Annotated in this window: 20 protein-coding genes; 18 read left to right on the top strand and 2 right to left on the bottom strand. The window is 40.4% G+C overall.

What is annotated here, in order from left to right; all coding sequences use genetic code 11:
- Nucleotides 1–9 precede the first annotated feature (9 nt).
- The 16 genes from ACOZBY_RS13830 (at nt 10) to ACOZBY_RS13755 (ending at nt 19662) form a co-directional block, all read left to right on the top strand.
- Nucleotides 10–762 (top strand): IclR family transcriptional regulator, encoded by a 753-nt coding sequence (locus ACOZBY_RS13830; protein WP_422762485.1) that lies wholly within the window; start codon nt 10–12, stop codon nt 760–762.
- 22 nt (nt 763–784) lie between these two features.
- Complete coding sequence (locus ACOZBY_RS13825; protein WP_036167873.1) at nt 785–2359, top strand: OPT/YSL family transporter; 1575 nt, start codon at nt 785–787, stop codon at nt 2357–2359.
- A gap of 15 nt (nt 2360–2374) precedes the next feature.
- Nucleotides 2375–3418 (top strand): DUF917 family protein, encoded by a 1044-nt coding sequence (locus ACOZBY_RS13820; RefSeq protein WP_422762484.1) that lies wholly within the window; start codon nt 2375–2377, stop codon nt 3416–3418.
- Nucleotides 3419–4106: 688 nt separating this feature from the next.
- Nucleotides 4107–4721: an HD domain-containing protein gene (locus ACOZBY_RS13815; RefSeq protein WP_031419547.1), complete on the top strand. Its 615-nt coding sequence runs from the start codon at nt 4107–4109 to the stop codon at nt 4719–4721.
- Nucleotides 4722–5440: 719 nt separating this feature from the next.
- On the top strand, nt 5441–7327 hold the full coding sequence (locus ACOZBY_RS13810) for an ABC-F family ATP-binding cassette domain-containing protein (protein ID WP_012293865.1): 1887 nt from the start codon (nt 5441–5443) through the stop codon (nt 7325–7327).
- Nucleotides 7328–7339: 12 nt separating this feature from the next.
- Nucleotides 7340–8467 (top strand): conserved virulence factor C family protein, encoded by a 1128-nt coding sequence (locus ACOZBY_RS13805; protein WP_012293866.1) that lies wholly within the window; start codon nt 7340–7342, stop codon nt 8465–8467.
- A gap of 287 nt (nt 8468–8754) precedes the next feature.
- On the top strand, nt 8755–9987 hold the full coding sequence (locus ACOZBY_RS13800; protein ID WP_197224943.1) for a M20 family metallopeptidase: 1233 nt from the start codon (nt 8755–8757) through the stop codon (nt 9985–9987).
- Nucleotides 9984–11072 (top strand): tartrate dehydrogenase, encoded by a 1089-nt coding sequence (locus tag ACOZBY_RS13795; RefSeq protein WP_422762483.1) that lies wholly within the window; start codon nt 9984–9986, stop codon nt 11070–11072. Before ACOZBY_RS13800 ends, ACOZBY_RS13795 begins: the two co-directional genes overlap by 4 nt.
- Nucleotide 11073: 1 nt before the next feature.
- Nucleotides 11074–11820 (top strand): SDR family NAD(P)-dependent oxidoreductase, encoded by a 747-nt coding sequence (locus ACOZBY_RS13790; RefSeq protein ID WP_197224944.1) that lies wholly within the window; start codon nt 11074–11076, stop codon nt 11818–11820.
- A gap of 10 nt (nt 11821–11830) precedes the next feature.
- On the top strand, nt 11831–13285 hold the full coding sequence (locus ACOZBY_RS13785; RefSeq protein ID WP_012293870.1) for an aldehyde dehydrogenase family protein: 1455 nt from the start codon (nt 11831–11833) through the stop codon (nt 13283–13285).
- Between the two features lie 15 nt (nt 13286–13300).
- On the top strand, nt 13301–14335 hold the full coding sequence (locus ACOZBY_RS13780) for an ABC transporter ATP-binding protein (protein WP_012293871.1): 1035 nt from the start codon (nt 13301–13303) through the stop codon (nt 14333–14335).
- The gene (locus ACOZBY_RS13775; RefSeq protein WP_099805978.1) at nt 14304–15281 is read left to right on the top strand and encodes an ABC transporter ATP-binding protein; all 978 of its coding nucleotides are present in this window, start codon (nt 14304–14306) and stop codon (nt 15279–15281) included. The genes ACOZBY_RS13780 and ACOZBY_RS13775 overlap by 32 nt, the downstream gene beginning before the upstream one ends.
- Nucleotides 15282–15318: 37 nt before the next feature.
- Complete coding sequence (locus ACOZBY_RS13770) at nt 15319–16290, top strand: P1 family peptidase (RefSeq protein ID WP_012293873.1); 972 nt, start codon at nt 15319–15321, stop codon at nt 16288–16290.
- A 17-nt stretch (nt 16291–16307) separates the two neighbouring features.
- On the top strand, nt 16308–17864 hold the full coding sequence (locus tag ACOZBY_RS13765) for an ABC transporter substrate-binding protein (protein ID WP_198694828.1): 1557 nt from the start codon (nt 16308–16310) through the stop codon (nt 17862–17864).
- Nucleotides 17865–17880: 16 nt separating this feature from the next.
- Nucleotides 17881–18822 (top strand): ABC transporter permease, encoded by a 942-nt coding sequence (locus ACOZBY_RS13760; RefSeq protein ID WP_422762482.1) that lies wholly within the window; start codon nt 17881–17883, stop codon nt 18820–18822.
- 12 nt (nt 18823–18834) lie between these two features.
- Complete coding sequence (locus ACOZBY_RS13755; RefSeq protein WP_036167890.1) at nt 18835–19662, top strand: ABC transporter permease; 828 nt, start codon at nt 18835–18837, stop codon at nt 19660–19662.
- Here ACOZBY_RS13755 and ACOZBY_RS13750 read toward each other — a convergent pair.
- The gene (locus ACOZBY_RS13750) at nt 19651–21288 is read right to left on the bottom strand and encodes a PucR family transcriptional regulator (protein WP_422762481.1); all 1638 of its coding nucleotides are present in this window, start codon (nt 21286–21288) and stop codon (nt 19651–19653) included. The two genes, ACOZBY_RS13755 and ACOZBY_RS13750, sit on opposite strands and share 12 nt — an antisense overlap.
- A gap of 145 nt (nt 21289–21433) precedes the next feature.
- On the opposite strand from ACOZBY_RS13750, the gene ACOZBY_RS13745 reads away from it, so the two are divergent.
- On the top strand, nt 21434–22795 hold the full coding sequence (locus ACOZBY_RS13745; RefSeq protein ID WP_099805975.1) for an aspartate aminotransferase family protein: 1362 nt from the start codon (nt 21434–21436) through the stop codon (nt 22793–22795).
- A 40-nt stretch (nt 22796–22835) separates the two neighbouring features.
- Here ACOZBY_RS13745 and ACOZBY_RS13740 read toward each other — a convergent pair whose 3' ends face one another.
- Nucleotides 22836–23288, bottom strand: a complete 453-nt coding sequence (locus ACOZBY_RS13740) for a MarR family winged helix-turn-helix transcriptional regulator (protein WP_012293879.1) — start codon at nt 23286–23288, stop codon at nt 22836–22838.
- 125 nt (nt 23289–23413) lie between these two features.
- Here ACOZBY_RS13740 and ACOZBY_RS13735 point away from each other — a divergent pair, with 125 nt between their 5' ends.
- Nucleotides 23414–23845 (top strand): GNAT family N-acetyltransferase, encoded by a 432-nt coding sequence (locus tag ACOZBY_RS13735; RefSeq protein ID WP_031419559.1) that lies wholly within the window; start codon nt 23414–23416, stop codon nt 23843–23845.
- Nucleotides 23846–24050 lie beyond the last annotated feature (205 nt).

Raw genomic sequence — 24050 nt, 5'->3', positions numbered from 1 at the left:
GAGAAATATATGACTGTCAAGACATTAAAAAACTCATTAGATATACTAGAGTGTTTTGCGACGACAGAAAAAGCATTAGGTGTTCGTGAAATTTCGCGCATGATGAAAATGCCGACAAGTGTCGTACAAAGAGCCATTAATACATTTACAGAAACGGGTTATTTATTACAGGATGAAGGTACAAAAAAGTATAAATTAGGCTACAAAATGTTCCTTTTTTATGATGTGCTCTCACATACAATGGACCCACACTCGACTATTTATGAATTAATGCAAAATCTTGCAAGTGAAATAAACGAATCGGTATTTCTCACTTACATGGACAATGAATATGGTGTCACAACAAAAATTGCCGAAAGTAATAAAAATGTAAAGTATGCGGTGTCTTTAGGAACTAAGACACCCCTTTACATCGGTGCTTCCTGTAAAGTCATGTTCGCCTTTTTAGAAGAGGATAGACAGCTTGAATTAATAGCTTTTTTTCAAAACAAGCAATCGAAAGAGGAGCATATGGAATTTTTTGAGACATTAAGGGAAGAGCTACAAAGTATACGCCAACAAAAATGGTGTATAACCGTTGGTGAATACAATGAACACGCTTTTGGCATCAGTGTACCGTTATTCAACTATAAAAAAGAAATTATCGCATCTCTTACAATTTCTGGATTAGTATATGATATAGATGATCAAAGGGAGAAATATATGCTTGACCAGTTAGTAAAAGTAGTTCAACAGATACAATCGCATATTTCAAAACTATAACAGCAATAGGGGAGCTGACAGTATGAATAATAAAGTATTACACCCACGGGCTTTGGAGCCTATGACTCTACTCATGATTGTCTTTACATCTGTAGTTGGGGCTATTATCGGGATACAGCTGATTACAACTTTAGGGATTTCTGCTAATACGTCTATCGTAGGGGCAATATTTGCGATGATTCTAGGAAGAATCCCAATTGGCAAGCTCATTGCATTTAAATCTGTGCATAGACAAAATATAATCCAAACGGCCATTTCAGCCGCAACATTTAGTGCAGCGAGTAGCTTAATGCTGCCAATTGGTATTCCCTATGTTTTGGGCTATGAAAATTTAGTATTACCTTTGTTTATCGGTGTTATTTTAGCGATGTTTGTGGATGCTTTATTATTATATAAATTTTTTGATACAAAGATTTTCCCAGCAACAGGTACTTGGCCACCAGGGATTGCAACTGCTGAAGCTATTAAAGCGGGCGATAAAGGTGGTAAAAATGCCAAAGTATTAATCGGTGGTGTGTTAATTGGTATTGTGGGGTCTGTTCTTAAAATTCCAATGTCAGCTTTTGGGGTAGCGTTTATTGGCAATATTTGGGCACTAACGATGTTTGGGGTTGGGCTTCTACTAAGAGGCTATTCTGTTCAATTATTTAATGTCGACTTAAATGCTTATTATATTCCGCATGGGGTTATGATTGGTGCTGGGATTGTGGCACTTTTCCAAGTAGCCTTTGCTTTACTAAATAAAAAATCGATTAAAAAGTCAGAAGAGTTAATCTATTCAAAGGATGCAAAAGAAATTCGCCAAGCCTTTGGTATTGGGTTTATTGCTTATTTAGCCATTGCCTTATTAATCGCTGTTTTAGGCGGTATTATCACACATATGTCATTTGGGATGCTAATAGGATTCATCCTCTTTGCCACAATCGCAGCATTTGTCCATGAGCTTATCGTTGGTATTGCGGCCATGCATGCGGGTTGGTTCCCAGCGTTTGCAGTGGCATTTATTACATTGATTGTTGGTATTTTAATAGGCTTCCCTGCACCAGCTCTTGCTTTGTTAGCAGGTTATAGTGCAGCTACAGGGGTTGCATTTGCGGATATGGGCTATGATTTAAAAACTGGTTTTATTCTGCGTGGAAATGGTAGTGATCCGGCACTAGAAAAAGAAGGGCGCAAACAGCAAATGATCGCTGGTATGTTGGCGTTCTCCATTTCTGCTATTGTTGTTTTACTATCCTACAAATCATATTTTGCACAAGATTTAGTAGCTCCTGTTAACCATGTTTATGCGGCAACTATTCAATCTGGGGTTACAGGGGATGTGGCGAAACAACTAATGATTTGGGCAATTCCAGGGGCATTGATCCAATTGATTGGTGGCTCGAAACGACAAATGGGTATTCTTTTTGCTACAGGTTTATTACTGATCAATCCGATTGCTGGATGGGCAGTATTAGCAGGTATCTTACTTCGTGTAATTTTCACGTATGTAACGAAAGGTAAGAGAGAATCTGAAATGACTGTCTTTGCAGCAGGTGTTATTGCTGGGGATGCTTTATATAGCTTCTTCTCTTCTATTCTAAAAATAGGGAAATAGAAAGGGTCATGCTCGATGACAAAAGTATTAACGTATGAGGATGGGATTGCTGCTGTGTATGGAGGAGCAATCCTTGGCGGAGGCGGAGGTGGCCTCTTAGAGGAAGGACTTAAACTGGTGAAGGAAATCTTTGCAGCCGGAGAACCTCAAATAATCGATATAACAGAATTAGATGATGGGGATTTAGTAGCGTGTGTGGCAATGGTAGGCGCACCTTCAGCAGCCGAACAATATATTTCGAACGAACAGCTTTGCTGGAGTTATCGCCAGATGAATGCACATACCAATCACCGTCTAAAAGGCATCATCACAAATGAAAATGGTGCCATCACAACGATTAATGGTTGGTTGCAGTCTGTGTTATTACATGTGCCCGTCGTGGATGCTCCATGTAATGGGCGGGCACATCCAACAGGTATTATGGGATCTCTAAATCTCCATGAACAACAAGACTATCAATCTGTACAATTTTACGCAGGTGGCAAAGATGATTTTGCGGTTCAAGGGTTTGTGGAGGGGCATCTACAAAATACGGCTAAAACAGCCCGACAAGCGTCTATTTTAGCTGGAGGATTAGTAGGCGTAACGAGGAATCCCGTGACCATAGAGTATTTACAGAAACATGGTGCACCGAATGCTATTACAATGGCTATTGAGCTTGGCTATCATTTCCTCAAGGGACAAACCTTTGATGAAAAAATGTCCAATATTTTACAACTATTGAATGGGGAGCATATTGTTTCGGGCGAGGTAAAAAATTATGTATTAACGAAGGAAAATGGCTTTGATATAGGGAAATTATCCGTTGGGGATTACCATTTGACTTTCTGGAATGAATATATGACGTTATCGAAAGAAGGGCAGTTACAATCAAAATTTCCAGATCTTATGATGACATTCGATACGGAAAAGATGTTGCCAGTTCCAAGTGCGAGTATAAAAGAAGGAATGCAAGTAGCGGTCATCCATGTGGATCAATCTCATTTAAAATTAAGTTCAACGATGGAAAATCAAGAGCTGTTAAAAGAAATTGATGAGGTCATCAAGGGTGTGATGTAAGAGTTACTTTTAAATAGTAAAATAAATAATAAAAGCTGCCATCATCTACATGACTGTAAGATGGGCAGCTTTTATTTGTCCTTCAGCGGGAAGGTATTACATGTTATCACAATCGTTCCTACTTCCTTTATAGCTTCTTACAATTTTGGTTTACAGAATCTTCATTGTGTTTGTACGACTCATGTATGTGGTTTCATAAACTGGCAGTCATCATCGTGTACGATTTTCATTAAAGGGAGGAGCTACGTTCATACAACTTGAAGAAGGTAACAACCAATAACGAAAAACAATTACACATGGCGTCCATTTAATGATAACCTTTTGGTCGTAAAAACAACTAACTTGTTGTTCACAATTTTCGGCTGTACATAGTGCTATGCGGGTTAAACAAAGAATTTCTAAGGGAAAGTGTTCACTTTTATTTGTTTGATGATTGGTTTTCTTTACTTATGTCATCTTGCAAACATACTATTCAATTGTAAGCCCGCTGAAGTTGATATTCATACTGTCAAACACATAGCTGTTTGTACAAAGCTGAAAAATATGAGGTACAGAACAAATTGTTTGTTCTGCACGTTTATCTTATAATATTCTGAAAAATTAGTCAATTAAAAAGCTATTGATTTTTTATTTTTCGTGAGTGCTATAAATACAGTATAATCGTGTAGGAAGGGAATGAGTTTGAACTATGGATCATTTAATGAGTAAAGTACGAGAAATTTATGAACAGTTTGACGCCAGCCATGATTTTCAGCATATTGAGCGTGTCTATCAAAATGCGCTAGCGATCTTACATACAGAACCAGCAGCCGATGCCGAGGTTGTTAAAATTGCGGTGCTGTTACATGATGTGAGCGACAAAAAGTATACCGATAGTAAGGAACAGGAGGAACAGCTCATTGCAGAGCTCCCTGTTAGCGAAGAAAAAAAGCAACATATTCGAGATTGTATTGCACAAGTATCGTTTAATGGTGGAAATGAGCTAGTGGCTACATCTTTGGAAGCAAAAATCGTTCGCGATGCAGACCGTTTAGATGCGATTGGGGCAATTGGCATCGCACGAACATTTGCCTATGGTGGTGCGAAAGACCGCAAGCTTTATGATAAGGATGAAGAAGCACGCACACATATGTCAGAATCCGAATATCGTCAAAAAAATACGTCATCTGTCACTCACTTTTACGAAAAGCTATTGCTGCTAAAGGATTTAATGGTAACGGAAAAGGGCAAGCAAATGGCACTTGAACGTCATCAATTTATGGAAAGCTTTTTACAGCAATTGCAACATGAAATAGGTCAATAGCATAAAGCACCGCCCTCAATGGAAGGGAGGTGCTTTTATGTGATGTTCCGGTATTTCTTTCGTAGTATTAAAAATAGGAAGAGAATGTTCAGCCCTATAAAAATTAAAAAATAGTTTCCCCTTCAATCCACTGCGTTTGTTCATATTTTTTTCTTTAATGAATACAAAGTTTCGATATATAGAAATAAATTAATTACGACAGCAAATTCCATTTAGTTGCTGATAGTGGGGTGGTTGACATAACCATTTTATTGTGATGGAAAGTTTTTTCGATGAAATCTGCAATACTTGCATATTGGGCGATTTCATAGTCAGTAAATCGTAATGAATCGTCCGAACTCTCTTCTATAATTAGGAATCATAACAATAAACTTGGAAATTTTCATCATGTTACTCCTTTATATTAACTTGGAATAGTATGTTACACTACTGTTTTAGACTTCTCAAATGGTAATTTATACTAATATACTACCGCTTTTGTACAACAAATTCATCAAAAGGGGAAAGCTGCTGAACGAGCAGGTCTAGAACAAAAGATCATCAAATTTCCGTGTGTTTACAGGAGAATGGGAACATCATTAGGACAAATTGTTGATAGTTTGTTGTTCTTTGTTTACCTGTCAATTGATGTTATGATGAATATTGGATATCAATAATCGTCTACATAAAAGTAGTGTGGGCATGAACAATACCTAACATGAAAGAGATGGAATAGTGGAATGAGTCATTTAATCGTACAAAATTTAACAAAAACTGTGGGCGATAAAACGCTTTTTGAAAATATTGAATTTACCATTTATGAGGGTGAGCGAGCTGGCTTAATCGGTATTAATGGTACAGGTAAATCGACCCTGCTGTCGATTTTAGCAGAGGATATCGAAGCGGATACTCTCACTATGGATCGCCCCAACAAATACCGTATCGCCTATTTACCACAGGAACCGTCATTTCAATCAGGAGAAACAGTTTTGCAAGCAGTCTTTGCTGGCGATTCACCGGTTTTACAACTGAATCGTCAGTATGAGGAAACGGTGGCTGCACTGGCAGTAAATCCAACATCTGAAAGTTTACAAAAGACTTTATTTGGTTTGCAACAGCGTATGGATGAAGAGCAGGCATGGGATGTCAATGCGCTTGCGAAAACAGCCTTAACAAAGCTAGGCATTGAAACATTTGATAAAGAAGTACTAACGCTTTCTGGCGGACAGCAAAAACGAGTGGCATTGGCTAAAGTATTAATTGAACCAGCAGATCTCTACTTATTAGATGAGCCGACCAACCATTTAGATGTGGAGGCAACGGAGTGGCTTCAAGAGATGGTGCTACGCTTAAAGGGTGCAGTTATTTTTATTACCCATGATCGTTATTTCTTAGATGAATTATCAACACATATTTACGAGCTAGCCGATCAAACTCTGTATAGACACACCGGAAATTATGGTGATTTTTTAGAGGCCCGTGCCATCCGTGAGGAAATGAAGGCGGCATCTGCTCAGAAGGATCGCAACCGTTATCGTTCAGAGTTGAAATGGATTCGTCGCGGTGCAAAGGCGCGCTCTACTAAACAAAAAGCGCGTATCCAACGCTTTGAAAAGTTGGAGGAGAATTTAGAGCGTAAATCAGAGGATGTTTCATTGGAAATGGGACTCGCTACAACCCGTCTTGGGCGCAAAGTACTCGAGGCTGAAAATATTTCGAAAGCATTTGGACAGCAAAAGATTCTGGATAACTTTTCATTTTTACTCCAGCAAGGTGACCGTATTGGCATAATTGGTGCGAATGGCGTAGGGAAATCTACCTTATTAAAGATGCTAGCAGGAGAGCTTACACCAGACCAAGGTGAAATTCTTGTTGGATCAACAGTGAAGCTCGCCCATTTCAAGCAAACTTTACCGAAAATGAATGAAAATGAGCGTATGATTGAATATATACGTGAGGCTTCGAATGATATTACAGATGCAGAGGGTGTACGCTATTCCGCGGCTCAAATGCTAGAGCGATTTTTATTCCCACTACATGCACACGGTACACCAATTGGTAAATTATCAGGTGGTGAGCGCAAGCGCCTTCATTTATTACGTTTATTAATGGAGCAGCCTAATGTTTTATTATTGGACGAGCCAACCAATGATTTAGATATTGAAACATTAGGTGTGCTTGAGGATTTCATTGAGCATTTCCCTGGCGTAGTCATCACGATTTCCCATGACCGTTTTTTCCTAGACCGTATTGCGAAAAAGCTATGGATCTTAGATGGAAAAGGGCAGGTTGAGGAAACACTGGATCTTTATAGTGAGTATTTGGAGAAGCGTGAGCATACTGCAACTGCTAAAGTTGATGCTCCGAAAGCTGAAAAGCCGAAGTCTGAAAAACCAAAATCAGACAAGAAAAAGCTATCATTTAAAGAGCAAAAAGAATGGGAAACGATTGCAGATGATATTGAGAAAGCAGAAGCAGCTATTATGGAGACCGAAGAGGGAATCGCTAATGCTGGTTCAGATTTTACAAAACTACAGGAATTAACAGCTAAGCTTGATGAGCTAAATGCACAGTATGAGCATCTGATTGAAAGATGGTCATATTTAGATGAAATTGCTAACGGATAAGGAGCGATAGACATGAAGATTATTACAATTGAACCGACACCAAGTCCAAATTCTATGAAGATTGTTGTTGATACAGAGCTACCGTTCGGGAAAAGCTATAATTTTACAAAGGATAATAAAGATGAAGCGACTGGCGAAGCAGCAGCTATTTTAGCTATTGAGGGGATAAAGGGCGTTTATCATGTAGCTGATTTCTTTGCGGTGGAGCGTAATGCAAAATATGCTTGGGAGGGTATTTTAGCAAGTATCCGTCAAGTATTAGGTGAAGACGTTGAAACGCAAGATGAACCAATGGTAGCTAACGAGTTTTACGGGGAAGTTTATGTCCATGTACAGTTCTATAAGCAAGTACCCCTACAAGTAAAAGTGTTTGATAACCAACGTGAACATCGTATGAGCTGTGGTGATCGTTTTGTCGAGGCTTTTAACCAAATTATTGAATCAGCAGTAGATGAAAACTATATTTTCCAGCGTAAATGGATTGATTATGGTGTGCGGTATGGTGAACTAGAAGAAATCGCAGAAGCGGTCAAAAGGGAAATTGATGTCACATATTCTGCAGAACGATTAGCAGAAATTGTAGCTGCGATTAATAATGATGATGAAAAAGCAATCGTTCCATCCAATAAGCTGAAAATAACAGTGGAACAGTTCCAACAACCAGAATGGGAGAAACGCTTCCAGTTGTTAGACCAAATGGCTGATCCGGAGCTGGATGATTTACCATTGTTAGATTTAGCTTTACAGGATGAGCAAATGTCTATTCGTCGTCTAGCAACTGTATATTTAGGGATGGTCGAAGATGTTACGGTAGTTCCATATTTAGAGAGAGCCCTTCAAGATAAAAGTGCCGCCGTGCGACGTACAGCAGGTGACTGTATGAGCGACCTTGGCTTTGTAGAATTTGAAGGAGCTATGCAGCAAGCCCTACAAGATAAGAACAAATTGGTACGTTGGCGTGCAGCGATGTATTTATATGAGGTGGGTACAGAACAATCATTACCCGTATTAAAAGCGGCTGAAGATGATAAAGAATTCGAAGTAAAGCTACAAGTGAAAATGGCCATTGCCCGTATCGAGCAAGGTGAAGAAGCAAAAGGCTCGGTTTGGAAGCAAATGACCGAATCCCGCCAACAATAATTATGGAAGAAAAAAACCAGCAATTGCTGGTTTTTTTATTTTGGTGTGAGAGCTTTATGCCAAAGAAATGAAGTTGCTCAATATCCTTGATTTTCAAAGGTGTTTACTTTTTAAATTATAAAAAATAACATTAAGTAGAAAAAAATGTTGTTTTTTAGCGATTTATTGCTAAACAAAAAGTTAAGGTCATGCTATGAATTATTAACATATTGTCTAGTTTCATAGAGAAGGGTCAATGTTAAAATAATATAAATTCAGAATATTCTATAAAATAGGAGGTCCTTTGCATGACAGTAACTAGTTTAAAAACAACCAAATCGTATGTGCGAGATCGGCAGGCGGTCATCGCGTTAACACAAAAGCTAGTACGAATTGAAAGCGTTTACCGCGAGAATGATCCAAAGGGTAATGAAGAGGAGGTGGCACACGTAGTTGCGGCATATTTAAGGGATATTGGCATTGAGACGCATGTAGAGGAGGTTGTGCCTGGCCGGCCGAATGTTATTGGTATTATTGATTCGGGCAAGCCTGGGAAAACATTACTTTTCGAGGGTCATACAGATGTTGTAACGGAAGGAAATCGAGATGCATGGGCATATGATCCGTTTGGAGCAGAGATTGTTGAGGGGCGTATGTACGGCAGAGGAACAAATGATACGAAGGGGAATCTCGCATGTATGATTACTGCCTGTCAATCACTACTACTAGATCAGGAAGAGTTTACAGGCAAGATTATTTTATGTATTCCTTGTGATGAAGAGGGGCTCATGCTGGGCATTAAACATTTTATTGAAAACGGCTGGGCAGACGGAGTAGATGGGGCTATTATTTGTGAGCCACAGGAAAACAATGTATGCATTGCACAGCGTGGGGCGATTCGTTTACAGGTTGATATTTTCGGTAAGATGGCACATGGAGCAATCTCGTGGAGTGGCATTAATCCGAACTGGCGTATGGCACGATTGATTGTAGAGCTGGAGAAACTAGAAAAAGAGGAGCAGGCTCGGTTAGGACGTGACCCAATGCTGAATTGGCCATCTATAACACCAACGATTTTACGTGCGCCTGTTAAAGGAGATGCACAAATCAATGTCATTCCTGATCACTGCATGACGACACTTGATATTCGTACGGTTCCTGCCCAAGACCATGATGAACTACTAGGAAGAATCGAATCCATTATTAAACGATTACAGGCAGATGATCCGGATTTTAACGTGGAACTAACGATTCTTGATAATCGACCTGCTACAGCAACTGCTAAGGAAGATGCTGTTGTACAGGCCATTTACGAGGCAGTAGCAGAGGTGACAGAGAAGGAGCCAAAATATAATGGTGTTCCTGGTGCTACAGATGGTACGTTTCTTCATGTCCATGGGATTCCAATAGTGACGGTTGGTGCAGGAGATCGTGAAATTCCTCATCAAATCAATGAATATGTAGATATTGAAGAATTGGCAGAAACAACTGCCATTTATCGTTTAGCGGCATTAAAATTTTTGGCTGGTGATGTCCAATGACAACGATAAAAATTGCAGTTATACCAGGCGATGGCATTGGAAAGGAAGTCATGCAGGAAGCATTAAAGGTTATAAAATGTGTGCAAGAACGGGATTCATCCTTACAAATGACAACGACGGTTTTTCCGTGGAGCTCTGAATACTATTTAGCGCACGGCTGTATGATGCCAGAGGATGCACTTGATACACTACAAAAATATGATGCGATATTATTTGGAGCAATTGGTGATGCTCGCGTACCAGATTATGTCACGGTATGGGAGCTCATTATGCCGATTCGTAAAAATTTCCAACAGTATGTGAATTTCCGTCCCATTAAATCTTTGCCTGGGATATCCTCACCTCTAGCTGGCGAGAACGAGATTGACTTTGTCATTTTCCGCGAAAATGCTGAGGGCGAATATTCGGATAGTGGTGGTCGACTGTATCTACAGCAGCCACAAGAAATGACGATTCAAAATACAATTATGACGCGTATTGGAATTGAAAAAATTGTTCGTGCAGCCTGTGAATATGCTCAGCAGCAAGGGAAAACCAAGCTGACAAGTGCGACAAAATCTAATGCAATCATACATTCCATGAAATTTTGGGATGAGCATACAAGAAAAACAGTGACACAAATTGCACCAGAATTACAGCTTGAATCCATTTATATCGATGCATTAGTCGCTTATTTTGTCGAACGACCACAGGAATTTGAAGTTGTTGTGGCTTCCAATTTATTTGGCGATATTTTATCTGATTTAGGCTCTGCCATTGTTGGGGGGCTTGGGCTGTCGCCGTCTGCAAACTTAAATCCAGAGAAGAAATTTCCGTCTATGTTTGAGCCTGTGCATGGTTCCGCGCCAGATATAGCCGGCAAGGGTATTGCCAATCCAATAGCTCAAATATGGTCGCTTGCCTTACTTCTTGGACATCAGGGAAGAAAGGATTTAGAACATTTGATTGTCCAAGCTATTAGTAAAGTACTGGAAGAAGGCGTCGTAAAAACGGCTGATATTGGTGGACAAGCAACGACGGCACAAATGGGCGATGCGATTTGTCAGGAAATCAGTCATATGTCTGTAACAGCGGGAGGTGTATAGTATGGCAACTGAGCCAAAGGTGATTGTTGTGACAGGAGCAGGTGGCGGAATGGGACAAGCCATTATTGAAGAGCAGCTTAAGCAGGGTAATCTGGTCATAGGACTTGATTTATCCATAACGGCGCTGTCAAATTTAACCCATGACTCCCTGCAATGCTTTGAAGTTAATGTATTGCAGGAGGAGCGAGTGAATGCCATCTTCCAGGAAATTTTTAATAAGTATGGGAGAATGGATGGACTTGTCAATGCACTAGGGATTGCACAAGCTGCTACGCCCATTGAGCAAGTAACAATGGATGATTGGAATCGCTTAATGGATGTCAATGTAAAAAGCTTATTTATAACAGCAAAAGCAGTTGTCCCCTTTATGAAAAAACAGCAAAAGGGTTCTATTGTGACGATTGCTTCAATTTCAGCAGTACGTCCAAGACCTGGCTTACAGGCCTATATTGCGTCAAAAGGTGCAGCGGAAAGCTTTACGAGAGGGCTAGCGATTGAGCTAGCACCAGACCAAATTCGTGTTAATACGATTCATCCTGGACCTGCTGATACACAAATGCTTGGGCAATTTGCTGCACAAGGGGCAGATGTCGAGCAAACCAAGCAAAGTGTGTTTGTGCAATCTGTCCCACTAGGGCGATTGGTGAAGCCTTCTGATATAGCAGGAGCTGTCAGTTATTTATTGTCTGATGCAGCTAGCATGGTCACTGGGACGACCTTACATGTAGATGGTGGTCGTGGATTATAGGAGGGGTACGATGAAAAATATTCCTATGTTGATTAATGGGGAATGGATTTATGGGGATGCAGAAGTATTGCTAGATGTTGAGAATCCTTCAACCGGAGAAATCATTGCGCAAATTAGTAATGCAAGTCAAGCGCATGTAGAAGAAGCGGTGCGATCAGCACGTAGAGCCTTTGAAAGTGATGAATGGCGACAATGGAAGGCTTTTGAACGAGGTCAGTTATTAATTGACTTCGCTCATTATATTCGTCAGCATGCCGAAGAATGGAGTTTACTAGAATGCCGGGACGTAGGAAAACCTTTAACACAAGCAAGGGCAGATATTGAAGCGGCGGCTCGTTATTTTGAATTTTACGGTGGAGCGGCTGATAAAGTGATGGGGGATACGATTCCAATTGAGGATGGACTATTGAATGCAGTAGTACTGGAACCCGTTGGTATTACGGTACATATCGTGCCATGGAACTATCCGGTTCAAATTACAGCACGAAGTGTCGCTGCGGCGATTGCTACAGGCAATGCAGTTATCGTGAAAAGTGCAGAAGATACACCACTTACTACACATGCCATTACGGAATGGCTTGCAGAGAAACTGCCTACAGGAATCTTTCAACATATTACGGGCCTGGGACGTGATGTGGGTCCATATTTAACCTCACATCCTGATATTAATCATATAACCTTTACGGGCTCTGTTCCTACTGGAATTGCAGTGATGAGAGCGGCAGCAGAAAATGTGGTCCCTGTAACATTAGAGCTTGGCGGAAAATCACCCAATATTGTGTTTGCGGATGCCAATATGGAGCAAGCATTAGAGGGCGTTGTAAGGGCTATTATTCAAAATGCAGGGCAAACATGCTCTGCTGGGGCTCGACTACTCATTGAAGAAAGTATAAAAGATACATTTCTCCCACAATTAGTGCAAAAATTTCAAGCGATACAGGTGGGGCCTGGTGAGGCGGACATGGATATGGGGCCATTATTAAATGAACGTCAGTATACAAAAATCACTACATTATTACAGCAAGCTAAAAAAGACGGCTATGTCATCACTGGCGGGGAGCCATTGACGATTAAAGGGTATGAAAATGGCTTCTATGTGCAGCCAACTATACTAGATGGAGTACAGCCGAATGATCCTTTAGCACAGGAAGAAATTTTTGGGCCTGTGTTGACGGTTTTAACATTTGCTAGCGTGGAGGAAGCCATTACTCTAGCCAATAGCACAGAATATGGCTTAGTTGCGGGTGTGTGGTCACAGAATATTGATACAGCTCATTATGTGGCAAGTCGTGTGCAGGCAGGACAAGTATTTATCAATAATTATGGGGCAGCTGGTGGTATACAAATGCCGTTCGGAGGCTATAAAAAAAGTGGCATTGGTCGAGAGAAGGGCTTTGTTGCTCTGCGGAACTATACGCAAATGAAAAATATTGCCATACGCTATGCACCACCTATTCAACGCTAACAGGGAGGGACGCCTATGGAACATGCAAAAGTTAAAGAAGTGCTCTTAGAGGTCAATCAATTATCCATTCGATTCCATTTGAAGAATGGCAAAGAGGCCAAGGTGGTAGATGATGTGAACTTTACCATTCATAAAGGAGAAACGGTTGCATTGGTGGGAGAATCAGGCAGTGGCAAAAGTATTACATCGTTAGCTATTATGCGTTTACTGCCAATCCCTCCTGGGGAAATTACAGCAGGAAGCATCCACTTAAACAGCAAAAATTTATTAGCCTATAAAAATAAAGAGATGAGCCATATTCGTGGCAATGAAATTAGTATGATTTTTCAAGAGCCCATGACCTCCCTAGACCCAGTATTTACTATCGGTAATCAAATGGTAGAGGGCATTCGAAGACATCAAAAGGTTTCAAAAAAAGATGCTTGGCAAAAAGCACTACAATTATTACAGGAAGTGGGGATTGCTAATGCGGAGAAGGTAATCGCTGAATATCCACACCAATTATCGGGGGGGATGCGGCAACGCGTCATGATCGCCATTGCCATGTCTAATAATCCTCAGCTATTAATTGCGGATGAACCGACTACAGCATTGGATGTAACCGTACAGGCACAAATTTTAAAGCTGATGATGAAAATGAAGGAGGAGCATCAATCAGCCATTTTATTTATTACTCATGATATGAGTGTTGTTGCAGAAACAGCGGACCGTGTCATGGTCATGTATGCAGGGCAAATAGTGGAGGAAGCTCCCGTAAGAGAGCTTTTTTTAAATCCCCAGCACCCTTATACGATAGCACTGTTAAAAACAATGCCGAGTCTTGAAACGGAGGTCACAAGGCTGCCATCGATCCCGGGCACTGTGCCCCCAGCATATGCCTTACCAGAAGGTTGTCGGTTTGCACCGCGCTGCTCGCATGCCATGGCGCAATGCCATCAGGATAGTCCGACCATACACCATATTCAAGAGACACATAAAGTGCGCTGTCATTTATTCACAGAGAAGGAGGAGCTGGCACATGACGGAGAAAGAAGTTTTACTGGAAATTAATCATTTAAAAGCTTACTTTCCTGTGAAGCGCAAGTCTATGAAAGAAGAGAAAAAAATGGTCAAAGCGGTCGATGATATTTCCATTGAAATCTACCGAGGAGAGACGCTAGGTATTGTAGGCGAATCTGGATCAGGAAAATCTACATTTGGACGAACGATTTTAAAGCTCGTTGAACCAACAGCTGGGGAAGTATTGTATAAGGGACAACCAATCCAGCATTTAAAAGGGAATAAGCTTCAATCTTATCGCAATCAAATGCAAATGATTTTTCAAGATCCCTTTGCCTCTCTAAATCCTAGAATGCGCATTGGAGCAATTATTGAGGAACCAATGAAATTACAATTAACGTTGACGAAGGAACAGCGCAAAGAGCGCGTGAAAGAATTGTTACAAAAGGTTGGACTTCCTGAAGATGCGATGCATAAATTTCCACATGAATTTTCAGGAGGTCAGCGGCAGAGGATTGGGATTGCAAGGGCTCTTGCGATTCGCCCTGAATTCATTATTGCGGATGAGCCAGTATCGGCATTAGATGTGTCTGTGCAATCACAAGTCCTAAACTTAATGATGGATTTACAGGATGAATTTCAGTTAACTTATTTATTTATTTCCCACGATTTAAGTGTTGTGAAGCATATAAGTGACCGTGTGGCGGTGTTGTACTTAGGGCGGGTTGTGGAAATTGGGACGAAGAAGGAGCTATACGCTCATCCATTGCATCCTTATACACAAGCATTGCTATCTGCCATTCCAGTCGTCCATTTTGATGAGCCAAAACAAGAAATACTTTTACAAGGTGAACTACCTAGTCCAATCAATCCACCTGTTGGCTGTGTGTTTCATACACGTTGTCCATATGTTATGGAAAGATGCCAGCACGAGAGGCCTAAGCTTCAGGAGAACAATGCAAATCAGCGCGTCGCTTGCTTTTTATATGATGAATAATCTGAATATTTAAATTATTTAGAATTGAGGTGTTGGTATGTTTGGTAATATTACCGATGTTCCAGGGATCAAGGTAGGGCATCGTGAAAACGAAGAGGGGATTACAGGCTGTACGGCACTATTAATGGAAGGCGGGGCAGTGTGTGGGGTAGATGTTAGAGGGTCTGCACCAGGTACTCGTGAAACGGATGCTTTAGATCCTATTAATGAAATTGATCGTGTGCATGGTATTTGTCTGTCAGGGGGCAGTGCCTTTGGGTTAGATGCTGCCACAGGAGTCATGCGATTTTTAGAGGAGCAAGGAATTGGGGTTGATGCAGGTGTTGCCAAAATTCCAATTGTACCAAGTGCCGTCCTCTTTGATTTATTTATCGGTGATCCTCAAGCTCGACCTACAGCACAAATGGGCTATGAAGCGGCTCAAGCTGCGCAAGTAGGTTCATTTCAAAATGGCAATATTGGCGCGGGCTATGGGGCAACGGTAGGTAAATTAGCAGGACCAGACTTTGCCATGAAGGGTGGACTTGGCAGTGCATCATTTGCGGGTAAGGATGGGCTTATTGCTGGGGCTATTGTGGCTGTTAATGCAGTGGGAGATGTCAAACATCCTCATACACGGCAAATTTTGGCGGGAGCGAGAAATCCTCAAACAGGACAGTGGCTGGATTGCTGTGCCTATCTCGAACAGCATGCACAATCAGAGGCACTTGCTGGCACAAATACAACCATTGGCGTAATAGCGTTGAATGCAAAATTAACAAAGGCAGAAGCAAAAAAGATTGCCCAGCTTACACAAAATGCACTCGCCCGAACGATTTATCCTGTCCATACGATGCTTGATGGCGACACTATTTTTGTGCTAGGTACAGGAGAGCAGACATTTGCGCTAGATTATTTGGGACATTTAGCGACTAAGGTGATGGAGGAAGCTATTCTTGCTGGTATTCAAGCGGCAGATAAATTGGCAGGGGTGGAAAGCTATACAAGCATTCAAAAGATAAGCACTTAGGAGAAGGGGGAACGGCAATGAATTTGAAAAATAGTGGGGTAATACTCTTCATGTTCGTGATGGCATTCATTATAAGTGCATGTTCAAGTGATGGAGTGAAAGTATCGACGAGCTCTAATAGTTCTGATGGCCAAACTACAGCAGATGTACCGCAGGAAATTGTAGTACGTGTAAATGATGATCCGGATTTTTTAGATCCACATAAGGCAACCGCATCCATTTCATATCAAATGATTATGAATTTATTTGAAGGATTAATGGCACCAGAAACAAATGGTTCTTTAAAAGAAGGACTTGCAGAGAGCTATGAGGTTTCAGAGGACGGTTTAACATATACATTTAAGATTCGCCAAGGAGTGAAATTCCATAATGGTGATGATTTAACGATAGAAGATATTCAATATTCATTTGACCGTTTAATGGGGAAAAACGGTGGTGAAAAAATGTCCAATAACTTTGATAACGTGGCATCAACTGAGGCACCAGATGCCAGCACATTTGTGATTAAGTTAAAGAATCCTAATTCTAACTTCCTGTATTCATTAACGGCAAGACAATCAGCAATTATTCCTAAAAGTAATGATGGGAAGCATAATGAGAATCCAATCGGAACAGGTCCTTTTGCCTTTGTGAAATACGCGCCAGGGACAAATTTAGAACTTAAGAAAAATGAGAACTACTGGCAGGAAGGCTTACCTTATTTGAATAAAGTTACGTTTACCTTCCAATCGGATGATCAAGCAGCGATTATGAGCTTGATGGCAAATGAGGTTGATTTAACAAGTGTGCCATGGCATCGTGTGAGTGAGGTTGAAGGGAGCTACCATTTAACGCATCAAAATAATAACTCATCCTTAATCATTACATTTAATGAAACAAAGGCTCCATTCGATAACGTAAAAGTGAGACAGGCTATGAACTACGCGATTAGTAAATCCGATATTATTGATTCGGTATTTGCGGGCTATGCTGTCCCACTTGGTTCAAATATGAGTCCAGCGATGGGCGATTTCCAAAAAAAGGGCTTAGAAAGCATGTATGAACGCGATATAGAAAAAGCAAAGGCGTTATTGGCAGAGGCTGGTTATCCGGATGGCTTCAAAACAAAAATTACGGTATCTTCACACAATGATATGTATTCGAATATAGCTCAAATTGCAGTTGCGAATTTACAAGAAATTGGTGTTGATGTGGAAATTGAGGTGGTGGAGTGGGGAATTTGGCTAGACCGTGTTTATTTTGGTCGTGACTATCAAATGACAACGATTGATTTAACAGGTCGTGCATCAGCCTACGAGGTTTTAAATGATTATATTTCTACAAATGATAGTGAAAACTTCTTCCTATTTAAAAATGACGAGTATGACAAAATTATGACTGATGTGCTAAAGGAAACAGATCAAACCAAACAAATTGAGTACTACCATCGAGCACAGGAAATTTTAGCTGAGCAGGCTACTGCGGTTTATATTGCTGATTACCAAATTGTTTGGGGTTCTGACAAACAAGTGACGGGGCTGAAGAGCTATCCATTCTGGTTCCATGATATGTCAGAGGTTCAATTTTCAAACTAGGAGAGGATGAGTGCCCATGATGTATATTATACGTCGAATCATCCTGTTAATAACAACCATCCTGCTTGTATCCATTATTACATTTGGTGTTTTTCAAATATTACCTGGAGATCCGGTTCGAACAATGCTGGGGACAGAAGCGGATCCCACACAAATTGAAAATTTACGATCTGAACTCGGCTTAGATCGTCCTCTTTATGAACAATATGTGGATTGGATGAAGGGCTTATTGACAGGTCAGCTAGGTGATTCCATTCGTTTTTCAATGCCTGTAAAAGATTTATTATTTGATCGACTTCCTGTCACTATGTCGTTGGCAGGGATTACCCTACTCATTGTTTTAGTCATTTCCTTACCTTTAGGGATGTTTGCGGCAAGAAGACAAAATAAAATAAGTGATGTGTCGTTATCTACTGTGACACAAATTGGGATGGCTGTACCATCCTTTTGGCTAGGAATGATGCTTATTCTTTACGTTGGCTTACAGTTTAGCTTCTTTAAAATTAGTGGTTATATACCATGGACACAAAGTGTTGCTGGGGCGCTTAGTACGCTCCTTCTCCCAGCCTTAACCATTGCGATACCACAAATTGCTGTGAACTTCCGCTATGTGCGTACCGCTATTTTAGAGCAGGTTCAGCTCGACTATGTACGGACAATTCGTAGTAAGGGAATGTCTGAACAAAATGTCATGTATAAGCATGTATTGAAAAATTCAATGATTCCGATTTTAACCGTATTTGGCCTAATTATGGCGGAAGTTGTAGCGGGGACGATTATTGTGGAGCAAGTATTTTCTTTGCCTGGTATTGGACAGCTTCTCATAACGGCTATTAGTAACCGTGATTTTCCACTTGTACAGGGGATCGTTATGTATATTACGGTCGCTGTGGTCATGATAAATTTTATTGTCGATATTTTATATTCTGTATTAGATCCTAGAATCCGATTACATTAAGAGGTGGATACAATGAAACAGCTACAACGTTATACTAAAAAACTGAATTTATCCATTGGTCTCCTCGTCATTGTCGGCTTTTTGCTCGTCATGCTGGTCAGCTTTTTTTATACACCACATGATGTCAACGCCATGAACATACCTGAGAAATTGCGTGGACCAGATGGTGCTTATCTTTTTGGGACAGATGAATTCGGGCGTGATATTTTTAGCCGGATTATGAAGGGGACACAAACAGCTTTCGCCGTTGGGCTACTAACTGTAGGAATTGGGACATTGTTTGGTATTACCATAGGAGGAATTGCAGGCTATGTTGGTGGCTGGGTTGATGAACTATTTATGCGAACAATGGACGCTTTAATGGCGTTTCCTGGCATTATATTAGCATTGATGCTAGTAGCGGTATTTGGCCCTGGGATTGTCAATACGGCCGTAGCCTTAGGCATTATCGCCATCCCTGCTATTGCTAGAATTGCACGGAGCGGATTTGTCCAACAACGTGATTCAGAGTATGTATTGGCAGCCAAATTAATTGGTGTCAAGCCTCATAGCATTATGTTTCGTCATATTTTACCTAATATATCGTCGCAAATTATTGTCGCTGCGACTGTCACATTTGCTACTGCAATGTTAGCAGAGGCAGCACTAAGCTATTTAGGGCTTGGTGTTCAGCCACCAAACCCTAGCTGGGGCAGAATGTTAAAAGATTCACAGGCTTATTTAATCGGTGCCCCTTGGTATACGTATGCGCCTGGAGGAGCCATCACGATTCTTGTTCTTGGCTTATATATGCTTAGTAACGCTTTACGTGATTTTATGGACCCACGTTCAAAATCGTAATAAATCAGGTGCTGTTTTCTGCAAAAGTTCATAGGTCTTGACGGCAATTTCAATGTTTAGTCGATGTGGCGCTTGTAAAAAATCAGCACCGAATATACTTTCTAGTCGTTCAATGCGTTTATAGAGCGTTTGACGGACGATAAATAATTGCTCTGCCGTATCATTTTTAGCTCCATTGCAAGCTAAATAAACAGCTAATGTTTGGAACAAATCATGGCCGTTTTTTTGATCCAGTAATAATAATTCTAGCAAGTAATCTTTCACAAATTGTAATAGGGTGGTTTGCTCTTGCTGTAATAATAACCGGAAAACGCCTAAATCCTTATAATAAATGGAGCTAGTCAATTGATGATGCTGCATTTGGATAGACGATTTAGCCTCCTTATAGCCAAGATGGACACTTTCTATTGTTTGATAAACATTGCTTATCCCACAGGTAAGGGTAAGCTGTTCAAAAAATTGAGATGCCTTTCTAGCAACAATTTGTGATATGGCTTGATTGAAGGAATCTCGATTATCCTTCATATAATCTGCAGCTATATAGAAGGCTAAAATAATAATCTCATGCTGTCGTACTGAAACGGTAGGGAAGAATCCTAGCTTCTTTAAGATGGAGCGAACATACATGGCATTTTGTAATTGTATTTCCTGCCACTCTTCCTCTGGCACTGCTTTGGTTTCGTCATGTAGATTGAACACGACGACACGGTAAAATAAATTCCGACTTTCAATCGGTAAATAGCTTTGGTAGTATGGGACATCCACAGGCTGGCCTTGAATTAATGCAAGAATGAACTCATCCTCACGGCTTTGCTGACGTTCCTGAAGCATGCGATTTCTCATTAAAATTTGGGCAATGGACATCGTAGCACGTTCTAAGTTTAATAAGGTGTAATCACTCGGTTTCGGCAGTTCAGAATGCATACATAGATAGCCCCAAACTTGTCCAAGACCATTTACTGGGATAATGACAAAATGGTCCTTGTCAATTGATAAAAGATGTAAGGGCTCTTGTAGTTCTAACTGCTGACAATGTTCTTCCATCATACGTAAGTGTTTTTTAGCTTCGACTGGATAATAAAAGCTTTTTGTATCTTCGGAGACAAATAAAAATAATGCCTCGGTATCTTGATGAAGGACTTGTAAGATTTTTAAAATCCCATTGGGCATTAACGATAATTCCATAAATGTTTTAGAAATGGTATCGAGCTGTGTAAGTGCCTGTTGGTGTTGGTTAATTATGTACGTATGTAAATCTTGTGTAATATCGATAAAGCGAACTATTTCTTCAAAGACAATGATTGGAAAATGATGCGCATTCGCCATGGCAATCAGCTCCACAGGGACATGATCAAAATAGTCTCCAATTTCAATACAAAGCCCTGCAGCTTCGTTTCGAATAAGGTTTTGTAAGTAAGCAATTTGCGTTTCACGCTCTAACTGTAAACCGACCCCAGTAGTTAAAATGAGTTCACCACCATTAATTAACGTATCAAAATCTTTAATTTCTAAAATATGTGTCCACAGAACTTGTCGTTCAAGGCCATGGTGTCCTGCTATAAGCTTCGCTGATTCAAAATGTTTGCGCTTAAGGACATCACGTACGAGTAGAGGATGTTTGGACATAATTTAGCACCTGCCCTTCGAATGTACAATGTCTAATTTTTATTATGTTTGAGAAGTCAGAAAATTTCAACACGAATGAGTGTATATAGTAAAAATTGACGAAAGGCAAAAAATACATCTAGGATACACGATTGGAGGTCATGAGATGGAAAAGGAACGAAGTGATCAGTTCACCCATACCTTACAGCACAAAGATCGTGAAAACATTTGGCACCATATGTCCATTTATAACGAGCATACTCCAGTCATTATTGAACAAGGGGAAGGAGCATGGATAAAAGACAGTTTAGGCAATCGATTTTTAGATGGCATGTCAGGCTTATGGGCAGTCAATGTGGGTTATGGACGTGAGCGACTTGCTAAGGTCGCTTACGAGCAATTAAAAAAACTATGCTATGCCCCTTTAACACAGAGCCATGAGCCTGCTATTAGATTAGCTGAAAAAATCAACAGCTTACTAGAGGACGACTATATGATGTTTTATTCGAATAGTGGTTGTGATGCAAATGAAATAGCGTTCAAGTTAATACGACAATTCCATCAACAAAACGGGGAAGGGACACGCTATAAAATGATTGCTAGTTATCGAGCCTATCATGCTAGCTCGCTTGGAGCATTAGCCGCTACAGGCCAGGCATTACGTAAATATAAATATGAACCATTAACACCAGGCTTCCTGCACGTTGCCCCACCCGATCCTTATCGTCGTCCTAAAGGTCAATCAATGGAAGTATATAATTTAGCAAGAGCGCGTGACATCGAAGAAAAAATTATTGGGGAGCAAAATGAAACGATTGCCGCTGTTATTATGGAGCCATTCATAACAGGTGGGGGTGTCTTCATTCCACAACAAACATATGTTCAAGAAGTAGAGCGCATTTGTAGAAAGTACGGGGTGTTACTTATTATCGATGAAGTTATTTGTGGTTTCGGGCGAACGGGTAAGCTGTTTGGCCATCAACATTTCGGTATTCGTCCAGATGTTATTACAATGGCTAAAGGACTTACTAGCGCCTATTTACCACTATCAATTACAGCAGTAAGAAAAGATATTTATGATAAATTTAAAGAGATCGACGGCTATAGTCATTGTCGACATATGAATATGTTCGGTGGTAACCCGGCAGCCTGTGCTGTGGCATTAGAAAATATTAAGATCATTGAAGAAGAGGGACTTGTACAGCGTGCAAAAGATTTAGGAATTCAACTACTCCATGACCTACAAGACTTATTAGAGTTACCCTTTGTTGGAGATATTCAAGGGCTAGGGTTGCTCGTTGGTATAGAGCTTGTTGAAGATAAAGCCTCACAAAGACCTGCAAAGGAAGAAAGGGTGGCAAGCATCATTGCTGAGTGTAAAGCGAATGGCTTAATTGTTGGGAAAAATGGCGGTACAGTGGAGGGCTCCAATACTATCATTACGTTAAGTCCACCGCTTTGCTGTACCGATGAAGATCTTGAATTTATGGTAGCTGTTTTAAAAAGAGTATTTGCCGCCCATGTCTAATACGAGGCGATTCCAGAGCAGGGGAATTCAGGAATCGCCTTTAATAGTGTCGCTTCTGCCCTTTTTTTACAGATTCCCAATCAATTTCAATGTTTTGTAGAACTCGCTTGAGTAAATGGTGGATGCTGTCGACTTCATCGCTAGAAAAACCATCAAGTGCTCGTTTATTAGAATACTCGCCTTCCCGCTTTAAAAATGGATAGATGTCTAAGCTTCTATTGGTTGGAAAAAGTAATTTGTTTTTTTTATTTCCTTGATCACTACGTTTTTCAATAAAGCCTTTTGTTTCTAATTTTTGGATGGCCCTAGAAGCAGTTGTGCGATCCACCTTCAATAGCTCTGCCACCTTTTCTTGAATAATGCCAGGATTTTCGCAAATTCGGATAACATATAAATATTGCCCCTTCGTTAAATCCAATTCCTTAAATTCTATATTACTAATCGAGTCTAAAGCCCGTGCGATAGCACCTATTTCACGTAAGATTTCTTTCATTTTCGATCCTCCTGAGATTTTTATTGTATTTGCAATAAAAATCGTTCTATACTAATAGTATCATCTTTGGGTGAAAATTGCACCTGGAGAAGAGGATGATGGTAGTGAAACGAGGAGGAGTATTCATGAGCATAAAAAAAGTAACAACTGATGCAGACTTACAATTAGCATTTGATTTTAGACGAAAAGTTTTTATTGAAGAGCAACAAGTACCAGAGGTAGAAGAGTTTGATGAATTTGATTCACTGCAAGCACCATGTGATCATATTCTTGTGTACTATAAGGAGCAGCCAGTGGGAACGGGTAGACTGCGTGTAGTCGAGGGCTATGGTAAACTGGAGCGCATTTGTATAGTAGAAGAGTTCCGTAAATTTGGACTTGGCAAAGAAATTATTATTGGCTTAGAGCAAATTGCCCGAGACAATGGCCTCACAAAAGCTAAATTAAATGCACAATCATATGCAGAGGGTTTTTATGAAAAATTAGGCTATAAGCGTGAAGGGGAAGAGTTTATGGATTGTGGCATTCCCCATATTTTAATGAAGAAATACTGGTAGATGTGCTAGGGATTGAAAAACAGATAGAATTTCCACCTACACTTTATTGAAGTGAGTATGATGTTCAATCAAATAACGATAACGGATTCAGATACATCAATACTTTGTCATACAATAATACCTCCTCCTGTTGACCTTGGGAGGAGGTATATTAGTGTTATGAATTTTGGATATGTGTTTCAATGATCCATAAAGCTCCGTACGT

Source organism: Lysinibacillus sp. NPDC056220 (genome assembly GCF_049315265.1).
GTDB classification, from domain to species: domain Bacteria; phylum Bacillota; class Bacilli; order Bacillales_A; family Planococcaceae; genus Lysinibacillus; species Lysinibacillus pinottii.
The sequence above is the reverse complement of the archived record's forward strand: the minus strand, read 5'-3'. Positions and strand labels throughout refer to the sequence as shown.

What these genes read in the sequence shown, in the direction of transcription:
- ACOZBY_RS13795 (WP_422762483.1), top strand. Translation starts at nt 9,984, where the DNA reads ATGACAACGATAAAAATTGCAGTTATACCAGGCGATGGCATTGGAAAG.
- ACOZBY_RS13820 (WP_422762484.1), top strand. Translation starts at nt 2,375, where the DNA reads ATGACAAAAGTATTAACGTATGAGGATGGGATTGCTGCTGTGTATGGA.
- ACOZBY_RS13750 (WP_422762481.1), bottom strand. Translation starts at nt 21,288, where the DNA reads ATGTCCAAACATCCTCTACTCGTACGTGATGTCCTTAAGCGCAAACAT.
- ACOZBY_RS13760 (WP_422762482.1), top strand. Translation starts at nt 17,881, where the DNA reads ATGATGTATATTATACGTCGAATCATCCTGTTAATAACAACCATCCTG.
- ACOZBY_RS13815 (WP_031419547.1), top strand. Translation starts at nt 4,107, where the DNA reads ATGGATCATTTAATGAGTAAAGTACGAGAAATTTATGAACAGTTTGAC.
- ACOZBY_RS13830 (WP_422762485.1), top strand. Translation starts at nt 10, where the DNA reads ATGACTGTCAAGACATTAAAAAACTCATTAGATATACTAGAGTGTTTT.
- ACOZBY_RS13775 (WP_099805978.1), top strand. Translation starts at nt 14,304, where the DNA reads ATGACGGAGAAAGAAGTTTTACTGGAAATTAATCATTTAAAAGCTTAC.
- ACOZBY_RS13755 (WP_036167890.1), top strand. Translation starts at nt 18,835, where the DNA reads ATGAAACAGCTACAACGTTATACTAAAAAACTGAATTTATCCATTGGT.
- ACOZBY_RS13765 (WP_198694828.1), top strand. Translation starts at nt 16,308, where the DNA reads ATGAATTTGAAAAATAGTGGGGTAATACTCTTCATGTTCGTGATGGCA.
- ACOZBY_RS13805 (WP_012293866.1), top strand. Translation starts at nt 7,340, where the DNA reads ATGAAGATTATTACAATTGAACCGACACCAAGTCCAAATTCTATGAAG.
- ACOZBY_RS13740 (WP_012293879.1), bottom strand. Translation starts at nt 23,288, where the DNA reads ATGAAAGAAATCTTACGTGAAATAGGTGCTATCGCACGGGCTTTAGAC.
- ACOZBY_RS13735 (WP_031419559.1), top strand. Translation starts at nt 23,414, where the DNA reads ATGAGCATAAAAAAAGTAACAACTGATGCAGACTTACAATTAGCATTT.
- ACOZBY_RS13825 (WP_036167873.1), top strand. Translation starts at nt 785, where the DNA reads ATGAATAATAAAGTATTACACCCACGGGCTTTGGAGCCTATGACTCTA.
- ACOZBY_RS13780 (WP_012293871.1), top strand. Translation starts at nt 13,301, where the DNA reads ATGGAACATGCAAAAGTTAAAGAAGTGCTCTTAGAGGTCAATCAATTA.
- ACOZBY_RS13785 (WP_012293870.1), top strand. Translation starts at nt 11,831, where the DNA reads ATGAAAAATATTCCTATGTTGATTAATGGGGAATGGATTTATGGGGAT.
- ACOZBY_RS13800 (WP_197224943.1), top strand. Translation starts at nt 8,755, where the DNA reads ATGACAGTAACTAGTTTAAAAACAACCAAATCGTATGTGCGAGATCGG.
- ACOZBY_RS13745 (WP_099805975.1), top strand. Translation starts at nt 21,434, where the DNA reads ATGGAAAAGGAACGAAGTGATCAGTTCACCCATACCTTACAGCACAAA.
- ACOZBY_RS13770 (WP_012293873.1), top strand. Translation starts at nt 15,319, where the DNA reads ATGTTTGGTAATATTACCGATGTTCCAGGGATCAAGGTAGGGCATCGT.
- ACOZBY_RS13790 (WP_197224944.1), top strand. Translation starts at nt 11,074, where the DNA reads ATGGCAACTGAGCCAAAGGTGATTGTTGTGACAGGAGCAGGTGGCGGA.
- ACOZBY_RS13810 (WP_012293865.1), top strand. Translation starts at nt 5,441, where the DNA reads ATGAGTCATTTAATCGTACAAAATTTAACAAAAACTGTGGGCGATAAA.